General features: G+C 39.6%; 16 protein-coding genes. 9 read left to right on the top strand and 7 right to left on the bottom strand.

Annotation, left to right across the window (positions count from 1 at the left end; genetic code table 11):
• Positions 1–97 precede the first annotated feature (97 nt).
• From SB028_RS16455 to deoD, 7 genes are all read left to right on the top strand, one after another.
• Entirely contained in the window at positions 98–1,162 is a 1,065-nt protein-coding gene (locus SB028_RS16455; protein ID WP_069369724.1) for a patatin family protein, read from the top strand.
• Positions 1,155–1,937: a TatD family hydrolase gene (locus SB028_RS16450; RefSeq protein WP_069369723.1), complete on the top strand. Its 783-nt coding sequence runs from the start codon at positions 1,155–1,157 to the stop codon at positions 1,935–1,937. Before SB028_RS16455 ends, SB028_RS16450 begins: the two co-directional genes overlap by 8 nt.
• Before the next feature lie 369 nt (positions 1,938–2,306).
• Positions 2,307–3,608 carry a NupC/NupG family nucleoside CNT transporter gene (locus SB028_RS16445; RefSeq protein ID WP_069369722.1) on the top strand — a complete coding sequence of 434 codons (1,302 nt, stop codon included), beginning with the start codon at positions 2,307–2,309 and terminating at the stop codon, positions 3,606–3,608.
• Between the two features lie 520 nt (positions 3,609–4,128).
• On the top strand, positions 4,129–4,908 hold the full coding sequence (gene deoC / locus SB028_RS16440) for a deoxyribose-phosphate aldolase (RefSeq protein ID WP_069369721.1): 780 nt from the start codon (positions 4,129–4,131) through the stop codon (positions 4,906–4,908).
• Positions 4,909–4,978: 70 nt separating this feature from the next.
• A complete protein-coding gene (gene deoA / locus SB028_RS16435) occupies positions 4,979–6,301 on the top strand; it encodes a thymidine phosphorylase (RefSeq protein ID WP_248619981.1) in 1,323 nt (440 codons plus the stop codon).
• Positions 6,302–6,367: 66 nt separating this feature from the next.
• Positions 6,368–7,594 carry a phosphopentomutase gene (deoB, locus tag SB028_RS16430; protein WP_069369719.1) on the top strand — a complete coding sequence of 409 codons (1,227 nt, stop codon included), beginning with the start codon at positions 6,368–6,370 and terminating at the stop codon, positions 7,592–7,594.
• A gap of 77 nt (positions 7,595–7,671) precedes the next feature.
• On the top strand, positions 7,672–8,388 hold the full coding sequence (deoD, locus tag SB028_RS16425; protein WP_069369718.1) for a purine-nucleoside phosphorylase: 717 nt from the start codon (positions 7,672–7,674) through the stop codon (positions 8,386–8,388).
• Positions 8,389–8,470: 82 nt separating this feature from the next.
• Here deoD and SB028_RS16420 read toward each other — a convergent pair whose 3' ends face one another.
• Positions 8,471–8,920: a hypothetical protein gene (locus SB028_RS16420; RefSeq protein ID WP_069369717.1), complete on the bottom strand. Its 450-nt coding sequence runs from the start codon at positions 8,918–8,920 to the stop codon at positions 8,471–8,473.
• A 692-nt stretch (positions 8,921–9,612) separates the two neighbouring features.
• Here SB028_RS16420 and SB028_RS16415 point away from each other — a divergent pair.
• Positions 9,613–11,349: a pyridoxal phosphate-dependent decarboxylase family protein gene (locus tag SB028_RS16415; RefSeq protein ID WP_069369716.1), complete on the top strand. Its 1,737-nt coding sequence runs from the start codon at positions 9,613–9,615 to the stop codon at positions 11,347–11,349.
• 96 nt (positions 11,350–11,445) lie between these two features.
• Here SB028_RS16415 and SB028_RS16410 read toward each other — a convergent pair whose 3' ends face one another.
• The 4 genes from SB028_RS16410 to SB028_RS16395 form a co-directional block, all read right to left on the bottom strand.
• Positions 11,446–11,712 carry a DksA/TraR family C4-type zinc finger protein gene (locus SB028_RS16410; RefSeq protein WP_069369715.1) on the bottom strand — a complete coding sequence of 89 codons (267 nt, stop codon included), beginning with the start codon at positions 11,710–11,712 and terminating at the stop codon, positions 11,446–11,448.
• Positions 11,713–11,872: 160 nt separating this feature from the next.
• Positions 11,873–13,033, bottom strand: coding sequence for an MFS transporter (locus SB028_RS16405; RefSeq protein ID WP_069369714.1), 1,161 nt, complete (start codon positions 13,031–13,033; stop codon positions 11,873–11,875).
• 27 nt (positions 13,034–13,060) lie between these two features.
• On the bottom strand, positions 13,061–14,362 hold the full coding sequence (locus SB028_RS16400; protein ID WP_069369713.1) for a hypothetical protein: 1,302 nt from the start codon (positions 14,360–14,362) through the stop codon (positions 13,061–13,063).
• Positions 14,363–14,401: 39 nt separating this feature from the next.
• The gene (locus tag SB028_RS16395) at positions 14,402–15,589 is read right to left on the bottom strand and encodes an ROK family transcriptional regulator (protein ID WP_248619977.1); all 1,188 of its coding nucleotides are present in this window, start codon (positions 15,587–15,589) and stop codon (positions 14,402–14,404) included.
• Between the two features lie 284 nt (positions 15,590–15,873).
• Here SB028_RS16395 and SB028_RS16390 point away from each other — a divergent pair, with 284 nt between their 5' ends.
• On the top strand, positions 15,874–16,278 hold the full coding sequence (locus SB028_RS16390; protein WP_069369712.1) for a Rap1a/Tai family immunity protein: 405 nt from the start codon (positions 15,874–15,876) through the stop codon (positions 16,276–16,278).
• A gap of 105 nt (positions 16,279–16,383) precedes the next feature.
• Here the strand turns inward: SB028_RS16390 and pyk are convergent, their stop codons facing one another.
• Both pyk and SB028_RS16380 read right to left on the bottom strand, forming a co-directional pair.
• On the bottom strand, positions 16,384–17,835 hold the full coding sequence (pyk, locus tag SB028_RS16385; protein ID WP_069369711.1) for a pyruvate kinase: 1,452 nt from the start codon (positions 17,833–17,835) through the stop codon (positions 16,384–16,386).
• Positions 17,836–17,900: 65 nt separating this feature from the next.
• Positions 17,901–19,238, bottom strand: coding sequence for an MFS transporter (locus SB028_RS16380; RefSeq protein WP_069369710.1), 1,338 nt, complete (start codon positions 19,236–19,238; stop codon positions 17,901–17,903).
• Positions 19,239–19,283 lie beyond the last annotated feature (45 nt).

Here is a 19,283-nt window from a genome sequence, read left to right as displayed (position 1 = left end):
AGAAAATATTATTTAAATTATTTGTATTAATATATAAAAGTAATGACGTTAAAAAAATGTGCGGGTATCCTTTGATAAGTTGTATAAAGGAGACATTATGGGGAAGTATATACCTGTCACATTAAATAATATTACGGCACTCGAATTTCAATCCTCACTGCCACAAGGTAAAGTTGCTTTAGTGTGTGAAGGCGGAGGCCAGCGTGGGATTTTTACTGCGGGTGTCCTTGATGAGTTTATGCGTTCAGAATTTGATCCCTTTGATATGTTACTTGGGGTGTCTGCGGGGGCGCAAAATTTATCTGCTTTTGCCTGTGGTCAGCGTGGATATGCACGCAAAATTATCAATCGCTATACAACCAATAATCAATTCTTTAATCCTATCCGCTTTGTCCGTGGTGGCAATTTACTCGATCTTGATTGGTATATAGACACGACAGCAAAAGAAATGCCTCTTGATATGCCAACAGCACTACGCCGTTTTGATACGGGGCGCGAATTTTATATGGTGGCGAGTCGTTCTGATAATTTTCAGGCCAATTATTTTCAACCTGATGAACCAACTTGGCTTGATATAATTAAAGCATCCAGTGCTATTCCTGCTTTTTATCGTAATGGTGTCTTATTTCATGATGTTGTTTATCATGATGGTGGCATTAGTGATGCTATTCCTGTGAGAGAAGCTTATCGGCGTGGTTGCCGTACTATTGTTGTTATTCGTACCGTACCTTCTGAATATCAATACACAACCGAATGGGTTGAACGTATGGGGAAATGGTTCGAAAATAGCCGTTTACAGCGCTTTATGGCGATGGCTCAAGTACATATCCAAACCTATACTGAGACCATTAAATTTATCCAATCTCCTCCAGAAGATGTTGTTGTTATTGAAATATATCCACCAACGACATTGCAATCTAGTGCATTAGGAAGTCGTTTAAATGCATTAAATCATGATTATCATGTAGGTAGACGTTGTGGCCGCTATTTTCTGGCGACAATAGGTCAACACTTTTCTAAGAAAAAATTCAAACAACACGATAAAAAAGTCTTTAGTTTGTTTGAACAAGAAGCTAAGGCTGATAAAGCGGAGAAGGCTTCTATTATTCAACAAGGAACTCGAAGCGTACATCCTGACGTGAGACAAATTCAGAATGAATAAATTTATTGATACTCACTGCCATTTTGATTTTCCGGTTTTTTATGATGATATTGTCAACAGTTTGTCGCTAGCGCGTCAGGCTCATGTTGAAAAAATCATTATTCCCGCCGTTGCACGTTGGAATTTTGATGTTGTTGCAGAGCTCGCCAACAATCACCATCAATTATATTGTGCATTGGGTTTACACCCTTTATATATTGAAGAGCACACTGAACAGCATCTATTGGAATTAGAACAGAAATTAAAATCAACTTCTCGTTGTGTAGCTATCGGAGAAATAGGGCTTGATAGCTATATGGATAACCCTCAGTCTGAGAAGCAAGAGGCATTTTTAATTGCACAGCTTAAACTCGCGATTGAATGTGATTTACCCGTGATCCTACATTCACGTAAAACCCACGATAAGTTAAGTGCGCTTTTACGCCGTTATGATGTGCCTCGCAAAGGGGTTATTCATGGTTTTGCAGGAAGTCAACAACAGGCAGAAAAGTTTATTCAGCAAGGCTATTTTATTGGCGTTGGTGGCACTATTACTTATGAACGCGCACAAAAAACTCGCCGCGCAATTGCTTCGTTACCACTAGAATATTTATTATTAGAAACAGATGCACCTGATATGCCAGTGAATGGTTTTCAAGGTAAACCTAATCGCCCTGAACGAATTCAGAACATTTTTTCCCAACTCTGTGAGCTACGTCAAGGATCACCTGAGGCGATAGCAGAGCAACTCTATCTTAATAGCCTACAATTATTTGGGCTCAACACTATTACCTAGTCAACACTATTACTTAGTGATTGAATCAAAATGGGATTCACCTAAAGATGAAAAACCCCTTATTTTAATCTTATTAATATGAATAGGGTGTTCGTTTATTCTCTCGATTTAAGATTGAAAATACGGTTTATTCATCCCAAGCGTCTTTTTTCTAATTAGCCTATCCAACAAATGCGCTTTCTTTCTTATTTGTGTGATCAACTTCTCATTTGTGACTTTTGTGTTACTTTTTTCAGACTCTATTTGTGATGGATATTGAGGGTTCTTTTCTCAGACTAGGTATAATTATCCGGCAAAAAAGAGTCAATAAGCTCTGGCAAGGGCATTATTGATAATCCATTAAATTTTTATGTGAACAGGGATCCTTCAATGCAACTCATTATGAGCTTGGTCGGAATGGCAACATTAATCTTGATAGCCATTCTGTTTTCCAGCAATCGACGTGCAATTAGACTACGTACAGTTGGTGGCGCATTCCTTATTCAGATTGGCTTAGGTGCATTTGTTCTTTATTCCGACGGTGGTCGCGAGGTGCTTCTTGCGATTTCTGATGGTGTTAAGAATGTTATTGATTATGGCAATAATGGGATGAGCTTCCTATTTGCAGGCCTAGTATCAGATAAAATGTTCGAATTGTTTGGCGGGGGAGGGTTTGTATTCGCCCTACGCGTACTACCTGTTATCGTATTCTTCTCTTCACTCATTGCCGTGCTGTATTACCTTGGCATTATGCAAATAGTCATTAAAATTCTCGGTGGTGGCTTACAAAAAGTACTTGGTACATCACGAACAGAATCTATGTCTGCAACGGCAAATATTTTTGTTGGACAAACCGAAGCACCGCTTGTTGTTCGTCCTTATATTGCAAGAATGACAACCTCAGAACTCTTTGCTGTTATGTGTGGTGGTCTTGCTTCTGTTGCGGGTTCTGTTCTTGCTGGATATGCAAGTATGGGCGTGCCATTAGAGTATCTGATCACTGCCTCTTTTATGGCTGCTCCGGGGGGGTTACTCTTTGCTAAATTGTTGATCCCTGAAACAGAAACGCCAGATGATCAAAAAGATGCCCTTGATAAAATGGCGGATGAAGAAAAACCTGCCAATATTATCGATGCTGCGGCTGCGGGTGCCTCTTCAGGTTTACAGCTTGCCCTTAACGTTGGTGCCATGCTACTTGCTTTCGTTGCATTGATTGCATTAGTTAATGGTATTCTTGGTGGAATTGGTGGCTGGTTTGGCTATGAAAACTTCTCATTAGAGTTAGTGTTAGGTTGGATCTTTGCACCAATTGCTTTCCTTATTGGCGTACCTTGGAGTGAAGCGACCATCGCAGGTTCATTTATTGGACAAAAAATTGTTATCAATGAATTCTATGCTTACTCTGAATTTAGTAAATACCTAAAAGAAGACGCAATTGTTGCGGGTTCAGGGCTAATGGTACTATCAGAGCAAACGAAGATAATCATCTCCTTTGCACTGTGTGGTTTTGCTAACCTCTCTTCTGTTGCTGTATTGCTAGGTGGTTTAGGTGGAATGGCACCAAACCGTCGTAAAGATGTGGCGCGTTTAGGAATGAAAGCGGTGCTAGCGGGTACGCTTTCTAACTTAATGAGTGCAACAATCGCAGGTTTCTTCTTTGCATTAACCGCAATGGCTGTTGTTGCTGCATAATTGATTTTGATTATAAAGAGCAGATAGGTATTTTACCTGTCTGCTCTTTTCTGTTTGTTTTCTGCTGTAATGTTAACTACTTTTATTGTGTAAGAAATTTCACAATTTGTATTGAATAGAGTCAATAGTGATATCATTTCATATTTATCACACTTTTTTACGTTATAAAGACGACTTAGAAACGCTATTCGAGTAACATTAAACCAGAAAATGACCAAATTGTGATTTTTATCACATTTTTATGTCATTGCTTGCAAGTTACATTTAATTAGTGTGACGTAAAGCACATCTAATTGTTCCTTAGCGTGTTCAAATAAGATGTGCTGAAACTTCATGGAATGGCGAAGGCTCAATGACGGGTCGCCGAAGTGAGCATAGTGCGGTGAGAGGGAGCTCAGCTGTCGTTGTAGTGCAAGTTACAACAACATCTTCAAGGAACCAAGTCCGCTCGCCAACAAATTTAATCGCTAACCTTAAGCGTACGCCCAAAAGGGCTTGAGAAACATCGTTGGAGAGTTTTATGACAGATTTAACCGCTGCAGCGCGTCTTGCGCTGTCTTTGATGGATTTAACAACATTAAATGATGATGACACTGATGCAAAAGTGACTGCATTATGTCATCAGGCTAAAAGCCCAGAAGGCAATACAGCCGCTATTTGTATCTACCCACGTTTTATTCCGTTAGCACGTAAAGTGTTACGCGAGCAGGGTACTCCAGACGTTCGTATCGCAACCGTAACTAACTTCCCTCATGGTAATGATGATTTAGATATCGCATTAGCCGAAACTAACGCGGCATTAGCTTATGGCGCAGATGAGGTTGACGTAGTTTTCCCTTACCGTGCATTTATGGCAGGTAATGAGCAAATTGGTTTTGATATCGTTAAAGCATGTAAAGAAGCTTGTGCAGAAGCAGGTTCTTTACTGAAAGTCATTATTGAAACGGGTGAGCTGAAAGATCCCGCGCTTATCCGCAAAGCATCTGAAATTTCAATCAAAGCAGGTGCTGATTTTATTAAAACTTCCACAGGTAAAGTCCCTGTAAATGCAACTCTGGAAAGCGCTGAGTTAATGATCCAAGTGATCCACGATATGGGTGTTGGCAAAGAGGTTGGCTTCAAACCAGCGGGTGGTGTACGTACCGCGGAAGAAGCAGCTCAATACCTTGCATTAGCTAAGCGCATTATGGGTGACAACTGGGTTGATGCCCGTCACTTCCGCTTTGGTGCGTCAAGCTTGTTAGGTAATTTATTAGCCACATTAGGTCATGGCGAACAAAAATCGTCTAGTGGTTACTAATCCATTCGTGAAAGACGCCCACTTTTCATTATTGTGGGCGTTACCAATGCTATAAAACCAGGAGGTTGCAGTGTTTCTTGCCCAAGAAATTATTCGTAAAAAGCGTGATGGTCATCCTTTAACTGAGGAAGAAATTCGTTTTTTCATTAATGGCGTCAGAGATAATACTGTTTCTGAAGGTCAAATTGCTGCATTAGCAATGACTATTTATTTCCACGACATGACAATGCCAGAGCGTGTTGCTTTGACATTAGCGATGCGTGATTCCGGTACAGTGCTGAATTGGAAAAGCCTAAATTTAAATGGCCCAATTGTTGATAAACACTCTACTGGTGGTGTGGGTGATGTCACTTCACTGATGTTAGGGCCAATGGTTGCGGCTTGTGGTGGTTATGTTCCTATGATCTCGGGTCGTGGATTAGGTCACACAGGGGGAACATTAGATAAACTTGAAGCAATTCCAGGCTTTGATATTTTCCCTGATGATGAAAAATTCCGCGACATTATTCGTAATGTTGGCGTTGCCATTATCGGACAAACTAATTCATTAGCACCTGCTGACAAACGCTTTTATGCTACCCGTGATATTACTGCTACAGTTGATTCAATCCCACTTATCACCGCGTCTATTTTAGGTAAAAAATTAGCTGAAGGCTTAGATGCATTAGTGATGGACGTTAAAGTTGGCTCGGGTGCCTTTATGCCGACTTATCAAAAATCTGAAGAGCTGGCTGAGTCAATTGTTCAAGTAGCAAATGGCGCTGGTTGTCAAACAACTGCACTATTAACGGATATGAATGAAGTATTAGCTTCTAGTGCAGGTAATGCGGTTGAAGTTCGTGAAGCTGTTCAATTTTTAACAGGTGAATATCGTAATCCACGTCTATTTGAAGTCACTATGGCGCTGTGTGTTGAAATGTTAGTATCAGGCCGCTTAGCGGAAGATCGTCAACAAGCCCGTCAAAAACTACAAGATGTGTTGGATAACGGCAAAGCAGCAGAAGTCTTTGGTCGTATGGTTGCTGCACAGAAAGGCCCAACTGATTTTGTTGAAAACTACAATAAATACCTGCCAACTGCGGTATTAAGTAAACCTGTATTCGCTGAGAAAACAGGATTCATCACAGAAATGGATACGCGTGCATTAGGTATGTCAGTTGTGACATTAGGTGGTGGTCGTCGTAAAGCAACAGATGCTATTGATTACAGTGTGGGCTTAAGCGATATCGTAGCGCTTGGTGCTGAGATCAATACAGACACACCTTTAGCAATGATCCATGCTAACAGTGAAAAATCATGGCAAGAAGCTGCGGCTGAAGTCCGTAAAGCGATGGTAATTGGTGATAGCAAACGCGAAGCTTCCCCAATGGTGTACCGCCAAATCAGCGAATAAGAACTCAATTATGATTTATAAGTGACATATCCGTAGTCTACGGAGAATGACACAGGAGAGAGAATTATGAAACGTGTACATATCATGGTATTAGATTCCTTCGGTATCGGTGCTGCTGGTGATGCGGAGAAATTCGGTGACCAAGGTTCAGACACTTTAGGGCATATCGCACAAGCGTTTGCTGAAGGTAAAGCAGATAGAGATGGTCGTAAAGGACCTCTTCATTTACCTAATCTTTGCCGCTTAGGCCTAGGTAAAGCAGCAGAAGAATCAACAGGTAAATTCCCTATTGGTTTAGATAAAAATGCAGAAATTATCGGTGCTTATGGCTACGCGAGTGAAATCTCTTCTGGTAAAGATACTCCGTCAGGCCACTGGGAAATCGCAGGTGTTCCTGTTCTGTTTGATTGGGGATACTTCAAAGAACTGAAAAACTCATTCCCACAAGCGCTGTTAGATAACATCGTTAAACGTGCAAAATTACCTGGATACTTAGGCAATTGCCATGCATCTGGTACGGTGATTTTGGATGAATTGGGTGAAGAGCATATGAAAACCGGTAAACCGATTTTCTATACCTCTGCTGACTCTGTATTCCAAATTGCTTGTCATGAAGAAACTTACGGTTTAGATAAATTATATGAGCTGTGTGAAATTGCTCGTGATGAACTAAATAAAGGCGATTACAACATCGGTCGTGTTATTGCACGTCCATTTATCGGTGACAAACCGGGTAACTTCGCTCGTACAGGTAACCGTCATGATTTAGCGGTTGAACCACCAGCACCAACAATGTTGAAAAAACTGGTTGATGAAAAACAAGGCCACGTTGTTTCTATCGGTAAAATTGCTGACATCTACGCAAACGTAGGTATCACTAAGAAAGTGAAAGCAACGGGTATTGATGCTCTGTTTGATGCGACACTTGAAGAAATGAAACTCGCAGGTGACAACACAATTGTATTCACCAACTTTGTTGACTTTGACTCCTCTTACGGCCACCGTCGTGATGTTGTGGGCTATGGTGAAGCTCTTGAGTTATTTGACCGTCGTTTACCTGAATTAATGGCGCTGGTAAAAGAAGATGACATTCTTATCTTAACTGCAGACCACGGTTGTGACCCAACTTGGCCAGGTTCTGACCATACTCGTGAGCACATTCCTGTTCTTGTTTATGGTCCGAAAGTTAAACCAGGTTCATTAGGTCATCGTGAAACCTTCGCTGATATTGGCCAGACGGTTGTTAAATACTTTGGCTTATCACCAGTCGATTATGGTAAAGCAATGTTTTAATTTTACTTCGGTAGGTATAGCAATATGCCTACCGAATTATATTTAAATAGTAAAAAGATCAATTAAAAGGAAGAATTATGGCTACCCCTCATATTAACGCAGAAATGGGCGATTTTGCTGATGTCGTTTTAATGCCGGGCGACCCGCTTCGTGCTAAATACATCGCTGAAACTTTTTTACAAGACGTTCGTCAAGTAAACAATGTTCGTGGTATGTTAGGTTTTACAGGTACGTATAAAGGCCGTAAAGTTTCTGTAATGGGCCATGGTATGGGTATTCCTTCCTGCTCAATTTACGCGAAAGAATTAATTACAGATTTCGGCGTGAAAGTTATCATCCGCGTAGGCTCATGTGGTGCTGTATTACCCGATGTTGAACTGCGTGACGTTGTTATCGGTATGGGTGCATGTACTGACTCTAAAGTTAACCGCCTGCGTTTCAAAGACCAAGATTTCGCCGCTATCGCTGATTATCAATTAGTTCAAAATGCAGTTGATGCAGCAAAAGCGAAAGATATTAAAGTTCGCGTTGGTAACATCTTCTCTGCTGATCTGTTCTACTCCCCTGATCCAGAAATGTTTGATGTCATGGAAAAATACGGCATTCTAGGTGTTGAAATGGAAGCCGCAGGTATCTATGGTGTTGCAGCTGAATACGGCGCAAGAGCACTGACTATCTGTACTGTCTCTGACCACATCAAAAAAGGGACTCAGACCACAGCAGAAGAGCGTCAAACTACCTTCAATGAAATGATTGAAATTGCATTAGAATCGGTTCTGTTATTAGAAGACTAATCAATACATTTTGTTGCTTAAAAAGAATAAAAACCCAATTGTTAAATTGGGTTTTTTTATGCCTAATTAATCTAGTAAGAAACTATGGAGCATAAATATACGTTTCTAAATAAGGATCCATTTTGATGGCATACTTTTTGATATTATTCAGGCTTGGTATTAATGGCTCTTTACACTCTTTCTTACTGATAATGTTATTGTCTTTATAAACAATGACACCGTTAAAATTCCAGCCTCGCCCTTCACCGTCATAAACGACATAGCTATAGTTTCCATTCTTAAAACGAATATAGCTTGATGCTCCTGCAACAAACATCTGATGCCCATAAAAGACATTATTATTGGGTTGCTGAGGTACTGGCAGTGTTATCTCTGTTTTAGCGAGTGTGCCATAGCGATAAACAGGCGGCTTTCCATGTTCAACGAATACGCTGACATACTTACCATTTTCAAGTTGGCAGGTAAATTCTTCAGCATGGACACTTGCGGATAATAATATGAATACAGCAGCAACAGCGATATATGCTTTCATATTGTGTTCTCCGTTAATTACCCACTCTATTATCTTAAGTATCGGCAAAGAATACGAAATATGTAGAGTAAATATTCTGATTGTTTAGTCATGTGACTAATTTTGGGTTTAACTAATATTTACGGCATTACTAGAATAATTGACTATGATAATTTCCTTGTTTATTTTTTCACTTGAAACCATATATAAATCCAATCTTATCCAATATTTTGTACCTAATAATAGTTAAAATTAGAATTAATTTACTAAATATGAAAAAAATCATAGTGATTTCGTTTGATTTTGCTCGTTGTAATTAAATTAAATGTAATTTTTACTGCACCAATTGTGGAAATAACAGATTAATTCAATTAATAAAACAAAGAGTTTAGTAATATCAGTTGGTTAGCGTGTTATTATTATATTTTGATTATATTTCAAATAGTTAATAGTATTGAGGGTGATTATTTTTTTTATAACGTTATTTCTACTGTGATATTAGTCACATAAGTATATAAATAAAATAATAACATCTGTAAATTTAACTTTCCGAATATTTATATTGTATTGATATTAAATGAAATATTTTGTTTTATGTGGTTTCCAATAGAAACGATGCGATCGCTTGAAGCACTCACTCATTTAATTAGAAAATGTATAGTATTGCTATGCAATCAATTTAAACATTTGTCGGTTTCTATTTGGAGAATATAGTGAAAAATCAAGATTTATTAGGTTTATCTTCTGCTAACGTTCTTAATGCCGAATTTGAGAAGAAATACCACGACGTTATTGCTCACTTTTTCAGCCGAGATCCGAAGTATTGGCCGATATTTCAGGATAAAACAATCCAATCGATCACACAGTTTAGAAAAACAACAGCTAACGATAATGACCAATTACAACGTTACTCAAACGGGCAACAGCTATTCGATCGTTTAATGGCGGATACGCAAATCCAACACAACATAAATTACCCAGAAAACGATCCTAATGAATTACTGATGTTAGTGTCGACACTGTGTAAAAACTGGGAAAACCCATTAGCGGTTGAAAACGTGATTGCAATGCCGAGTGATCCTGGTGTTTATGGTTCAATGTTAGGGTTAATGGGCAATCCTAATATGGTGTATTGTGAATATTCTGGTGTTGCTGATGCGTTAGAAAAAGTGACGATTAAAAAAGTCGCTAAATTGGTTGGCTATGATCCTGAAATTGCATCTGGTGTGTTCACTCAAGGTGGCACTATGTGTAATTTATATGGTTATCTATTTGGTTTACGCAAATCAATGCCTAATTCTAAGCATTTAGGTATGGCAGCGGATCAAGATTATCGCATCATTAATTCTCAAGGTGGTCACTACTCCAATATGACTAATCTTGCCTTATTAGGCGTTGATGTTGATAACAAAACCATCCGTATTAAAGTGTCTGAAGATAACACCATTAATTTAGAGCACCTAGAGCGTGAATTAAGGGCGTGCTTTACAGTTAAGTGTAAAGTGCCAACGATTATGTTAACCACGGGAACAACAGATACCTTTGGTGTCGATGATGTGAAAGGTGTTTGTGAGTTACGTGACCGTTTATGTGAAGAGTTCGAGATCACAGTTAAGCCACACGTACACGTTGACGCAGCTGTTGGTTGGCCGATCATTTTCTTCTTAGAATATGATTTTAGCACTAACCCACTGGCAATTAATGATGTCACTTTAGAAGGGTTACGCCAGAATGTTGAGAAATTCAAACATCTGAAATATGCTGACTCCATCACTATCGATTTCCACAAATGGGGTTATGTACCTTATACCTCAAGTTTAGTGTTGGTGAAAAACGGTAATGACTTTGTCGCACTTGAAAACGATCCTGAAAACTTCACCTACTTTGAGCATGAGTTAGAAGGGCAGACTCACTTACAATCTACAATTGAATGTACTCGTAGTGGTGTAGGCATTTTTGGTGCTTATTCTGCAATGCATTATATGGGGATTGAGGGTTACCAAACGATTATTGCTCACTGTTTGCAAAATGCGAACTATATGCGTCATCAGTTGTTGGAAATGGGGAATGCGAAAGTGATCGTGCCGCAAAACCAAGGACCAAGTGTTGGTTTTAAACTGTATGATCCTAATTTAGTCAAAGATCCTAACGTTGCTTTTGACTTAGAACTAACATGTTCTACTGATAAAGAAGCATATGATTTTATGGTTCATAATACCCAATGGCATAGAAAACTTTTCTTACAGCGTGGTAGAGAAGGGTTATTTACTAACTGGGTTGATTCTATTGCTTGTTCTAAATATGCAAAAAATAACCGCTATATTTATCTTCCTGGTGAAAAAGCGGTATTTATGAACCCAAATACAGAGCGTGCACATATTGATAATTTTATGAAGATTTTAACTGAATTGAGTCAAAATCTGAGCTCGAAAAAAGCCGTAAAAATTTAATCAATTCATGGATTAGTTAAATAAAACAAACTGTACTTTAGTAGGGAAAATACATATTAAGGTACAGTTTTTGTTTTATATGATAATAGTTACAGTTTATCTGAGTTGACTATCTTTACTACCACGACGATTATACCCGCTAAACGTATTGTTTTTTTTATCAAATGCCTCTTGGCAATTTAAACAATAACGTACACCAGGAACGGCTTTTTGCCGAGCTGGAGGGATCGCTTCGCCGCATTCATCACAAAATTCTGCACTTTCACCTTGCGTCATTTGATTGCGAGCTCTTGCAATTGCATCATTAATGGTGGCATCTATTTGCTCTTGAACCGCACTATCATTAGCCCATCCACTCGCCATTATATTCTCCTATTTTAACAGTGAATATCGATACTATTATTAGGGCGGTGGCGAAAAAATCAACAGTGTAAAAGCGAAAATATATTGTGAAGATATCACGATAGAAATAAAAACCCCCTCATAAAGAGGGGGAAAACTTCAGAGGCATAATAGATCGTTGTTATTGTTTTTGTTCTCTAATAAACAGAGAAATGATAAAGAAAAGGGCGACGAATACGATAATAAGGTTAAAGCCAACAGAAACATTATAGCTTTCTGAAACCTGACCGATTAACGAACCGGCTAAAGCCCCGCCCAATCCTGAAGCAACATAAATAAGTCCCATTACTGAGCCACTTTTGCTAGTTAATTTTGTAGCAACAGCTGCGGCTGTTGGAAATAGAACTGATAATGCAAAACCAAACACCATAAACAGATAAACAACATCTTGCACAAAGATACGACTAACAATAATGGCAATCAGTGAGAATAGAGAAAATAAAATTAATGTTTTGCGGTCACCCAATGCAAGGTTAATAAAGCCACCAATAAAGCGGCCGATAGTAAATAAGAAAGCAAAACTAGAAATGACATAAGCGGCAGTTTCTGCTTTTTGCGCATTACTCATATTCCCAATATCCATAGAGGTATAGAAAATAGGGAAGAAGTTTAAAAACGCGGCTTCGGCAGCCACATATAAAGTGATAAATAAAATAACAAGTAACAGTGATTTTTGTGTCAGTAACTCTAAAAAGTCACTGAATTTCATATCGACTTGCGCGCTATTTTCGATTTTTAAGGTGCTTAATACTAAAATAATCACAGCAACAATAACGGCAACACCAACATAAAAAGTACGCCATGAAATAGAGTGTGAGAATAGATATTGTAAAATAAGTGGGGTGACAATCATCCCTACACCAAACATGGCGTTAGAGACGTTAAACATCATTCCCGCTTTTTCTTTATAGAAAGTCGGAATAACAGTAACGATAGAGACCAGCATTGAGCCAATCCCTAAACCAATGACCAGGTAAAAGCCAAAAAACAGCATCACGTTAAAAGCAAGGCTAGTGCCTGTTAAACCAACGGCCATCATTAATGAACCAATAAACATCATGACTTTTAACCCTTTCTTATCGGTAAAATAGCCCGTTAATAAACTGGCGACTAAAAAACCGATTTGAAAAAAGGTAATTAATGAGCCAACTTGACTCATATTTAATGAAATATCATGTTGAACTTGTTCGAGAATAAGACCTTTTGTATTCTGAATGCCACCGAGTAAAAACATCGTGACAAACAGAAGAAAAAAAACTTTCCACTTTTGTTGTTTAGCCATAATTTGTTCCTGATTTTCCGCGGTGTATTATTCTGTAATTGTGTTGTTGTTATAAGTGTTATTATTAGGTGTATTGTGTTCACCAATCGCATCAAATAATTCTTGAGTCGCCCATCCATAACAATAATAAAGCAAGTCATTACAAGCACTCTGTTCTGCGGCAATAACGGCTTCAATCAATTGAGATGCGGGTAAATTCCACATTTGAATGCCGCTATAAATAAAGGTATTTGGCTGTGAAAGCTGGCGAACTTTATTATTTTGTTCTGCAACAAAGTGAATAGGAAACCCTTGCTGTTTAAAGGTTTCGTATGAAATATCATAAGGTAATTCAAATAAGCGTTTGAACGCAGTAAATGCGCGCTCTTGGCTTTCGCTATCATGGGCAAAATGATTAATTAATCCTTGAACATCTGCACCTCCCCCTAATTTATGGTAAGGGAAATGTTTGAGTGTTGAAGAATAACGCGTTAATTCATGATAATTTTGACCTAAGATCCAACTATAAGCGGGTGGCCATAGATCAAGCCATAACGTAATCCCCCCCGCCGTTTGTTTGGCATCAGACAGTAATTTTTCAACTAATTGAGTCACACTTTGTTGGCGAAAGCGTTGCCATGCTTTTAACAGCGGTTCTTCTTTTAATGCTGTAACAGGCGTTTCAAAATCCCCTTGTTTTAATGAATCAGCTAAAGCAGCAAGGCGATGCTTGATTTCATTAACGGGTAAGCCTTGTTGTCCCATTTTCTTTTCACAATGAGGGCAAAAACAGGTAAATAATCCTGCAGGATTGACTTCTTGACCCGCCCAATCAGGAAAACGAATTCGGTCAATTAAAAAGGTGTCATAACCATAATGTTGTTTTAATGCTGTGAATGTCTTTTGCCATAATTGAGCAACATCAGGGGCATTAGGACAGAGCCAATGTGATTGTGGACGGCCTTTAAAATCGACAACCTGATTATTTTCCACATCACCGATAAAATCGCCATTAAGAATATTAGCCCAGGGAATGACTTTATATTTTCCACCGTCAGTGGCTTTTTTTATCGTCATTAGCGGATCTGCGCCCGCTAAAATAGAGGGATCAACACGTTGGCTCAGACGAGGAAAATCAGTATGAGTATTGATATGCAGTGTACCTGTTCCCATAACTACATTATGAATAGGATTATGAGGCAGATCGCCAATAGGATAAGGGTTACGTTCAAAAATAGTATTAATTTCGACAAATAAATGCTCAACATGCTTCATACCGTCAAGGCGCTGAAGAATAGCGGGCATGCCTTCGTCTAAAATATCATGTGGGTGAAGATGTATTCCTGCCATGAGTCACTCCCATCTCGTTTAACGACTTTTTTATTAGGGTTATCTCAATTGGATCTCGGGCATAAATTGAATTGAAGGGTAAGCCGTGGCTAAGGCAAGAATGGCAATGCCATAAAGCGGGCCTTTTTCCCATAATTCAGAAAGCTCGATATTCACTTTGGTGTTAGCAAATAAATGTCTATCTAGATTTGCCTGAACACGTGGTAAAAAGGTGTCAGCAGAACGGGTGATCCCGCCTGTTAATACCACTTTTTCCAGATTTGCAATGGCGACTAAATTCATAATGCCGATAGCAAGATAATCTGCCATTTCCTCAACTAAAGATTGAGCAAGTGGATCGCCATGTAGGGAAGCTTGAATAATCTCAATCGCACTAAGATTTTCCCCTCGTAAGCTCGCCATACGCTCACTTAAACCTGAGCCAGAGCAGAAACTCTCAAAGCACCCTTTATTGCGCCAATTACGAAAAAGATGATCACGAGCAAACATCATATAGCCGATTTCACCGGCTGCATTGTTTGCGCCGCGGATAATTTTTCCATCCATCAGCAAGGCGGAGCCTAACCCTGTGCCGATACCAATTAGTGCACAGCTGTGCGTATGGCGACAGCGGCCTTTCCACATTTCACCCACAAGTGCTGCGCGAATATCATTTTCTAGTACTACGGGTACATTGAGTTTTTCTGTCAGCTGTTGTGCCAAAGGTAAGTTATCCCATTGAGGTAAATTAGGAGAACCTTCTAGCACAACGCCATTTTTGATATCGATGATCCCTGGTGTGGCGACACCGATAACGTTGATCTTTTGACGGTCTACGCCGCTTTTTTCGATCACATTTTCAATACTTTGTGCAAATTGCGTAATAAAGTGCTCACGATCGTCAGTATCAAAGGTAGGTTCTTGATACTCATACAACAATTCGGCATTTAAGTTAAAAACCGCATAAGCTATTTTGGTTCCACCTAAATCAATACTGACACCTAAACTGTGTTGAGGATCGAAGTTCACTAAAATACCTTTTCTACCTTGTCCTGCGGGTGAACTGACACCGCTTTCATAAACGATTTTTTCTTCAAGGAGATCGTTAATAATTTCAGACACCGTCGCTTTTGTAATTCCGCTAATTTTGGCTATCTGAGCCCGTGACAAAGGACCTTGATGACGAATGACATTTAATACAAGCGAGGCATTCATTTGCCGTAATGTATTGGGTACGTTCGGTGTCACGTTACTACTCCATTTGTTTAGAAACAAAACTAAAAGATGTTTTTTTTATATAAAATCGTCTGTGATTGATAGTTATGCACCGTTTTATTTACTTTGTAAAGTATAAAGCGATCAATTAGTTTAGAAACCATCCTAAATGAGTTTGCGATCACAATTTGATGAGTTTGGTTTATACAATGTGATCCTCTAAAAGATCTTCATTGCATATATTCATGGCGTATTTTTTTAATGCAATAAACCGATTAGAATGAAATCAATATCTATTGAACCAAAGAGAAATCAGCATGAAAAAAGGAATGTTATTAAAAGGGTTAATCGGGATGCTATTGCTATTCCCACTGTATTCACAAGCGATAACGCTGAGTGCTTATCTTCAAGTTAAACAATTGCTTACTCAAGATAATCCTGCTAATAAGCAATTAGAGTCCGTGACACAAGCTTATCTTAATGGTATTGCCAATGGATTTAATTTTTATGCGGTGTCAGTAAGATTAGAGAATGAAAGTCATGATTTTAAACCACTTTATTGCCCACCTAAAAAAGTGGAACAAAACAGTGATTTTATGGTTAAGCATATTGATGCTTATTTAGATAAAAATCCTGACGTGAAAAGTAAACAAAAAGAGACGCCGTTGGAGTTAATTTATATTTTAGCATTAAAAGATGCCTATCCTTGCGATAATAAGTAGAGATAAAAATAGCCACAGTCCTTGTGGCTAAAATGATTTGGTGTGCTCTTTTTCTTGTTATTTACTTCAGGTTGCCTCTCTCATAAGCTCCTTGATGGAAGACACTCAAGCCGTTGCCACTTCAACCTGTTTTACAGGAACAAGATGACAACAATCGCTTTCACCGGTTTTCTCAAAGGTTGATAAACGGGTGATCAAGAGTGAATTCATGTCTGTTAATAATCCTTCAGTCTGCAGTTTTTGCATGATACTTTCATCGCAGTCATTATTGTTTTGACGTTGATAAGCGACCGGCGTTACACCACGTAATACAGTTAATTGACCGGCAAGTGCGGGATTATCTGTTAATGCATATACGTTATTGTTTGGCATAAAGCGTGACAATAAGGTCACTGATTTGCCATTTTCTGTTAATGCCGCAACACTTAAATGCTTGTCGTCATGGAAAGCTGTTGTCGCAGCAGCGAGTGCAATCCAACGACCTGTTTGTGAATAGTAAGATGGCGATTGCCATGGATTTTCAACATTCGCGGCAAAAGAACGCTCAGCCCCTTCAGCTACGCGAGCCATTGCAATAACGGCTTCCACAGGATATTTCCCCGCTGCTGTTTCAGCTGATAGCATCACGGCATCTGTCCCATCACCCACCGCATTCGCAATATCCATGACTTCTGCACGGGTTGGCATCGGGCTTTCAATCATTGATTCCATCATTTGAGTTGCGGTGATCACAGGGCAACCTAATGCGCGACAGCGTGCAATCAGTTGTTTTTGTGCACCCGGTAAGCTGGCATCACCAATTTCTACGGCTAAATCGCCTCGCGCTACCATAATGACATCAGAGGCTTTAATGATGTCATCCATGTTTTCTTCACAAGAAACGACTTCTGCACGTTCAACTTTAGCAACGATTTTGGCGTCACTTCCCGCGGCAATCACTAAACCACGGGCATATTCAATATCCGCACCATTACGTGGAAATGAAACGGCGATGTAATCTGCTTGAATAGCGGCTGCTGTGTGTATGTCTTGTTTATCTTTGTCTGTTAATGCAGGAGCAGATAAACCACCACCGAGTAAGTTAATGCCTTTACGGTTAGAGAGTTTTCCACCAACAGTAACGACGGTCTCTATTTGATTATTATTGACGGCGCTGACTTGTAATTGAATATTGCCATCATCAAGTAACAAAATATTCCCTGGTGTGACTTCTTGAACAAGTTGTGGATAGTCCAAACCAACTTGTTGTTCGTCGCCTAATGTGCTGTCTAAATCTGCATTTAGAATAAAGTTATCGCCTTGTTTTAATTGAATTGAATCATTTTTAAAGTTAGCGATACGAATTTTAGGGCCTTGCAGGTCTGCTAAGATCCCGATAAATACACGATGTTTTTCTGCGACCTGACGGATAGTTGCGGCAGTGGCTTGATGCTGTTCGCGAGTGCCGTGTGAAAAGTTTAAACGAAATACGTTAGCACCTGCCATAATCAGCTTTTCAATCATCTGCTCTGAACAGCTAGCTGGGCCAAGAGTCGCAACAATTTTTGTCTTACGCATAATGACATTCTCTTTTTAAAGAGGGATACCCAACGGTATCCCTTGATGACAACTTAATTAATTCATTAATCCATGGTAACTTTTTTCGCATTCCAGACTAGCGTCGCTAAAATCATGGAAACGATGGCAGAACCTATCCAGAAATACTGTACGGTGGTGAAGTCGTAGTTAGTGACATCACCAACTTGAGTGACTTTAATCAGTGAGGCGGAAATCAGTTCTTGTGCTGATGCTGCAATATAAGCAAACAGTCCGATAAAGCCTTTTACTGCGCCTACTGCGTTTTTCGGCATTAGGTCACAAGCGGTTAAACCTGCTAAGAACACAACCAGACCACCCATTGCAAAACCAACCATACTTAATGCAATTGCATCCATAACACGGCTTTGTGGACCCCAGAACATCAGTGCAAAACCTGCAATGTTGGCGATACCGTAAATCAGTGTTGGAATATGGCGGTTAGCGTTAAACAGTTTGTCTGAAGCCATACCCGCTAAGATTGCACCGAAGAAACCTGCGATTGGGTAAGTAGACATGGCAAAGCCAGCATCAATCAGCGAGTAACCTTTTGAACCTTGTAGGTATAGAACAGCCCATGAACTGATCGCATAGCGAGAGATATACATCGCCGCACATGCTGCTGCGATGATCCACACTGTGGGTTGTTTTAATACGAATAACTGAGCACGACGTGTTTCTTTAGGATCACTTGATTTAACTGCTTCTGACTCTTCGCCATACGCGGTTGCTGGATCAGGTAAGCCATAAGTACGAGGACGGTCTTTTAAAATCATCAGTAAGATGATACCTGCAGCAATACCTGCGATACCTGCACCGATAAAACCAGCACGCCAGCCGAAGAAGCTCACTATGGTCGCGGTTAATACCCATGTGATTGCTTCACCGATATTACGCGAGCCACCCCAGATGGAATAAACCGTACCGCGTTGTTTTGGTGAGAACCATTGGAAGATAGAGACGCAAGAAGGTGCAGAACCTACAGATTGGAACCAACCGTTAATACCCCATAACAGGATAAAGAACAGGCTCGCCGTTGACATTCCCATGAAGATACAAACAAAGGAAGAGGCAATTAACGAGATGGACATAAAGCGTCCAATATTGGCATAATCTGACAAGAAGCCGTTAGAGAACTTACCAAATGCGTAGGTAAAGAAGAACGCAGAACCCATTAAACCGAGTTCAGCGGTGGTTACGATACCTGCATCCAGCATCGGTTTTTTCACCACACCGAGTGCCATACGAACCACATAGAACATGGCATAACCAAGAACAAGACCAAAGAAGACCTGCCATTGGTGCTTTTTATATATTGCGCGGATCTTTTCGCTTGACGCTTCTATTAGCGGCAGATCCTTTCTGGTTTTAAAGAAACTTAGCATAGAGATGACTCCGAATATTATTCATGTCTGAAGCTGATTTTAGTT

The sequence above is a fragment of the Proteus vulgaris genome (assembly GCF_033708015.1).
Lineage (GTDB): Bacteria > Pseudomonadota > Gammaproteobacteria > Enterobacterales > Enterobacteriaceae > Proteus.
This window is presented reverse-complemented; position numbering and strand designations above follow the sequence as displayed.

Coding starts and splice junctions, on each gene's coding strand:
- SB028_RS16455 (WP_069369724.1), top strand. CDS start 98: ATGGGGAAGTATATACCTGTCACATTAAATAATATTACGGCACTCGAA.
- SB028_RS16450 (WP_069369723.1), top strand. CDS start 1,155: ATGAATAAATTTATTGATACTCACTGCCATTTTGATTTTCCGGTTTTT.
- SB028_RS16445 (WP_069369722.1), top strand. CDS start 2,307: ATGCAACTCATTATGAGCTTGGTCGGAATGGCAACATTAATCTTGATA.
- deoC (WP_069369721.1), top strand. CDS start 4,129: ATGACAGATTTAACCGCTGCAGCGCGTCTTGCGCTGTCTTTGATGGAT.
- deoB (WP_069369719.1), top strand. CDS start 6,368: ATGAAACGTGTACATATCATGGTATTAGATTCCTTCGGTATCGGTGCT.
- deoD (WP_069369718.1), top strand. CDS start 7,672: ATGGCTACCCCTCATATTAACGCAGAAATGGGCGATTTTGCTGATGTC.
- SB028_RS16420 (WP_069369717.1), bottom strand. CDS start 8,920: ATGAAAGCATATATCGCTGTTGCTGCTGTATTCATATTATTATCCGCA.
- SB028_RS16410 (WP_069369715.1), bottom strand. CDS start 11,712: ATGGCGAGTGGATGGGCTAATGATAGTGCGGTTCAAGAGCAAATAGAT.
- SB028_RS16405 (WP_069369714.1), bottom strand. CDS start 13,033: ATGGCTAAACAACAAAAGTGGAAAGTTTTTTTTCTTCTGTTTGTCACG.
- SB028_RS16400 (WP_069369713.1), bottom strand. CDS start 14,362: ATGGCAGGAATACATCTTCACCCACATGATATTTTAGACGAAGGCATG.
- SB028_RS16390 (WP_069369712.1), top strand. CDS start 15,874: ATGAAAAAAGGAATGTTATTAAAAGGGTTAATCGGGATGCTATTGCTA.
- pyk (WP_069369711.1), bottom strand. CDS start 17,835: ATGCGTAAGACAAAAATTGTTGCGACTCTTGGCCCAGCTAGCTGTTCA.
- SB028_RS16380 (WP_069369710.1), bottom strand. CDS start 19,238: ATGCTAAGTTTCTTTAAAACCAGAAAGGATCTGCCGCTAATAGAAGCG.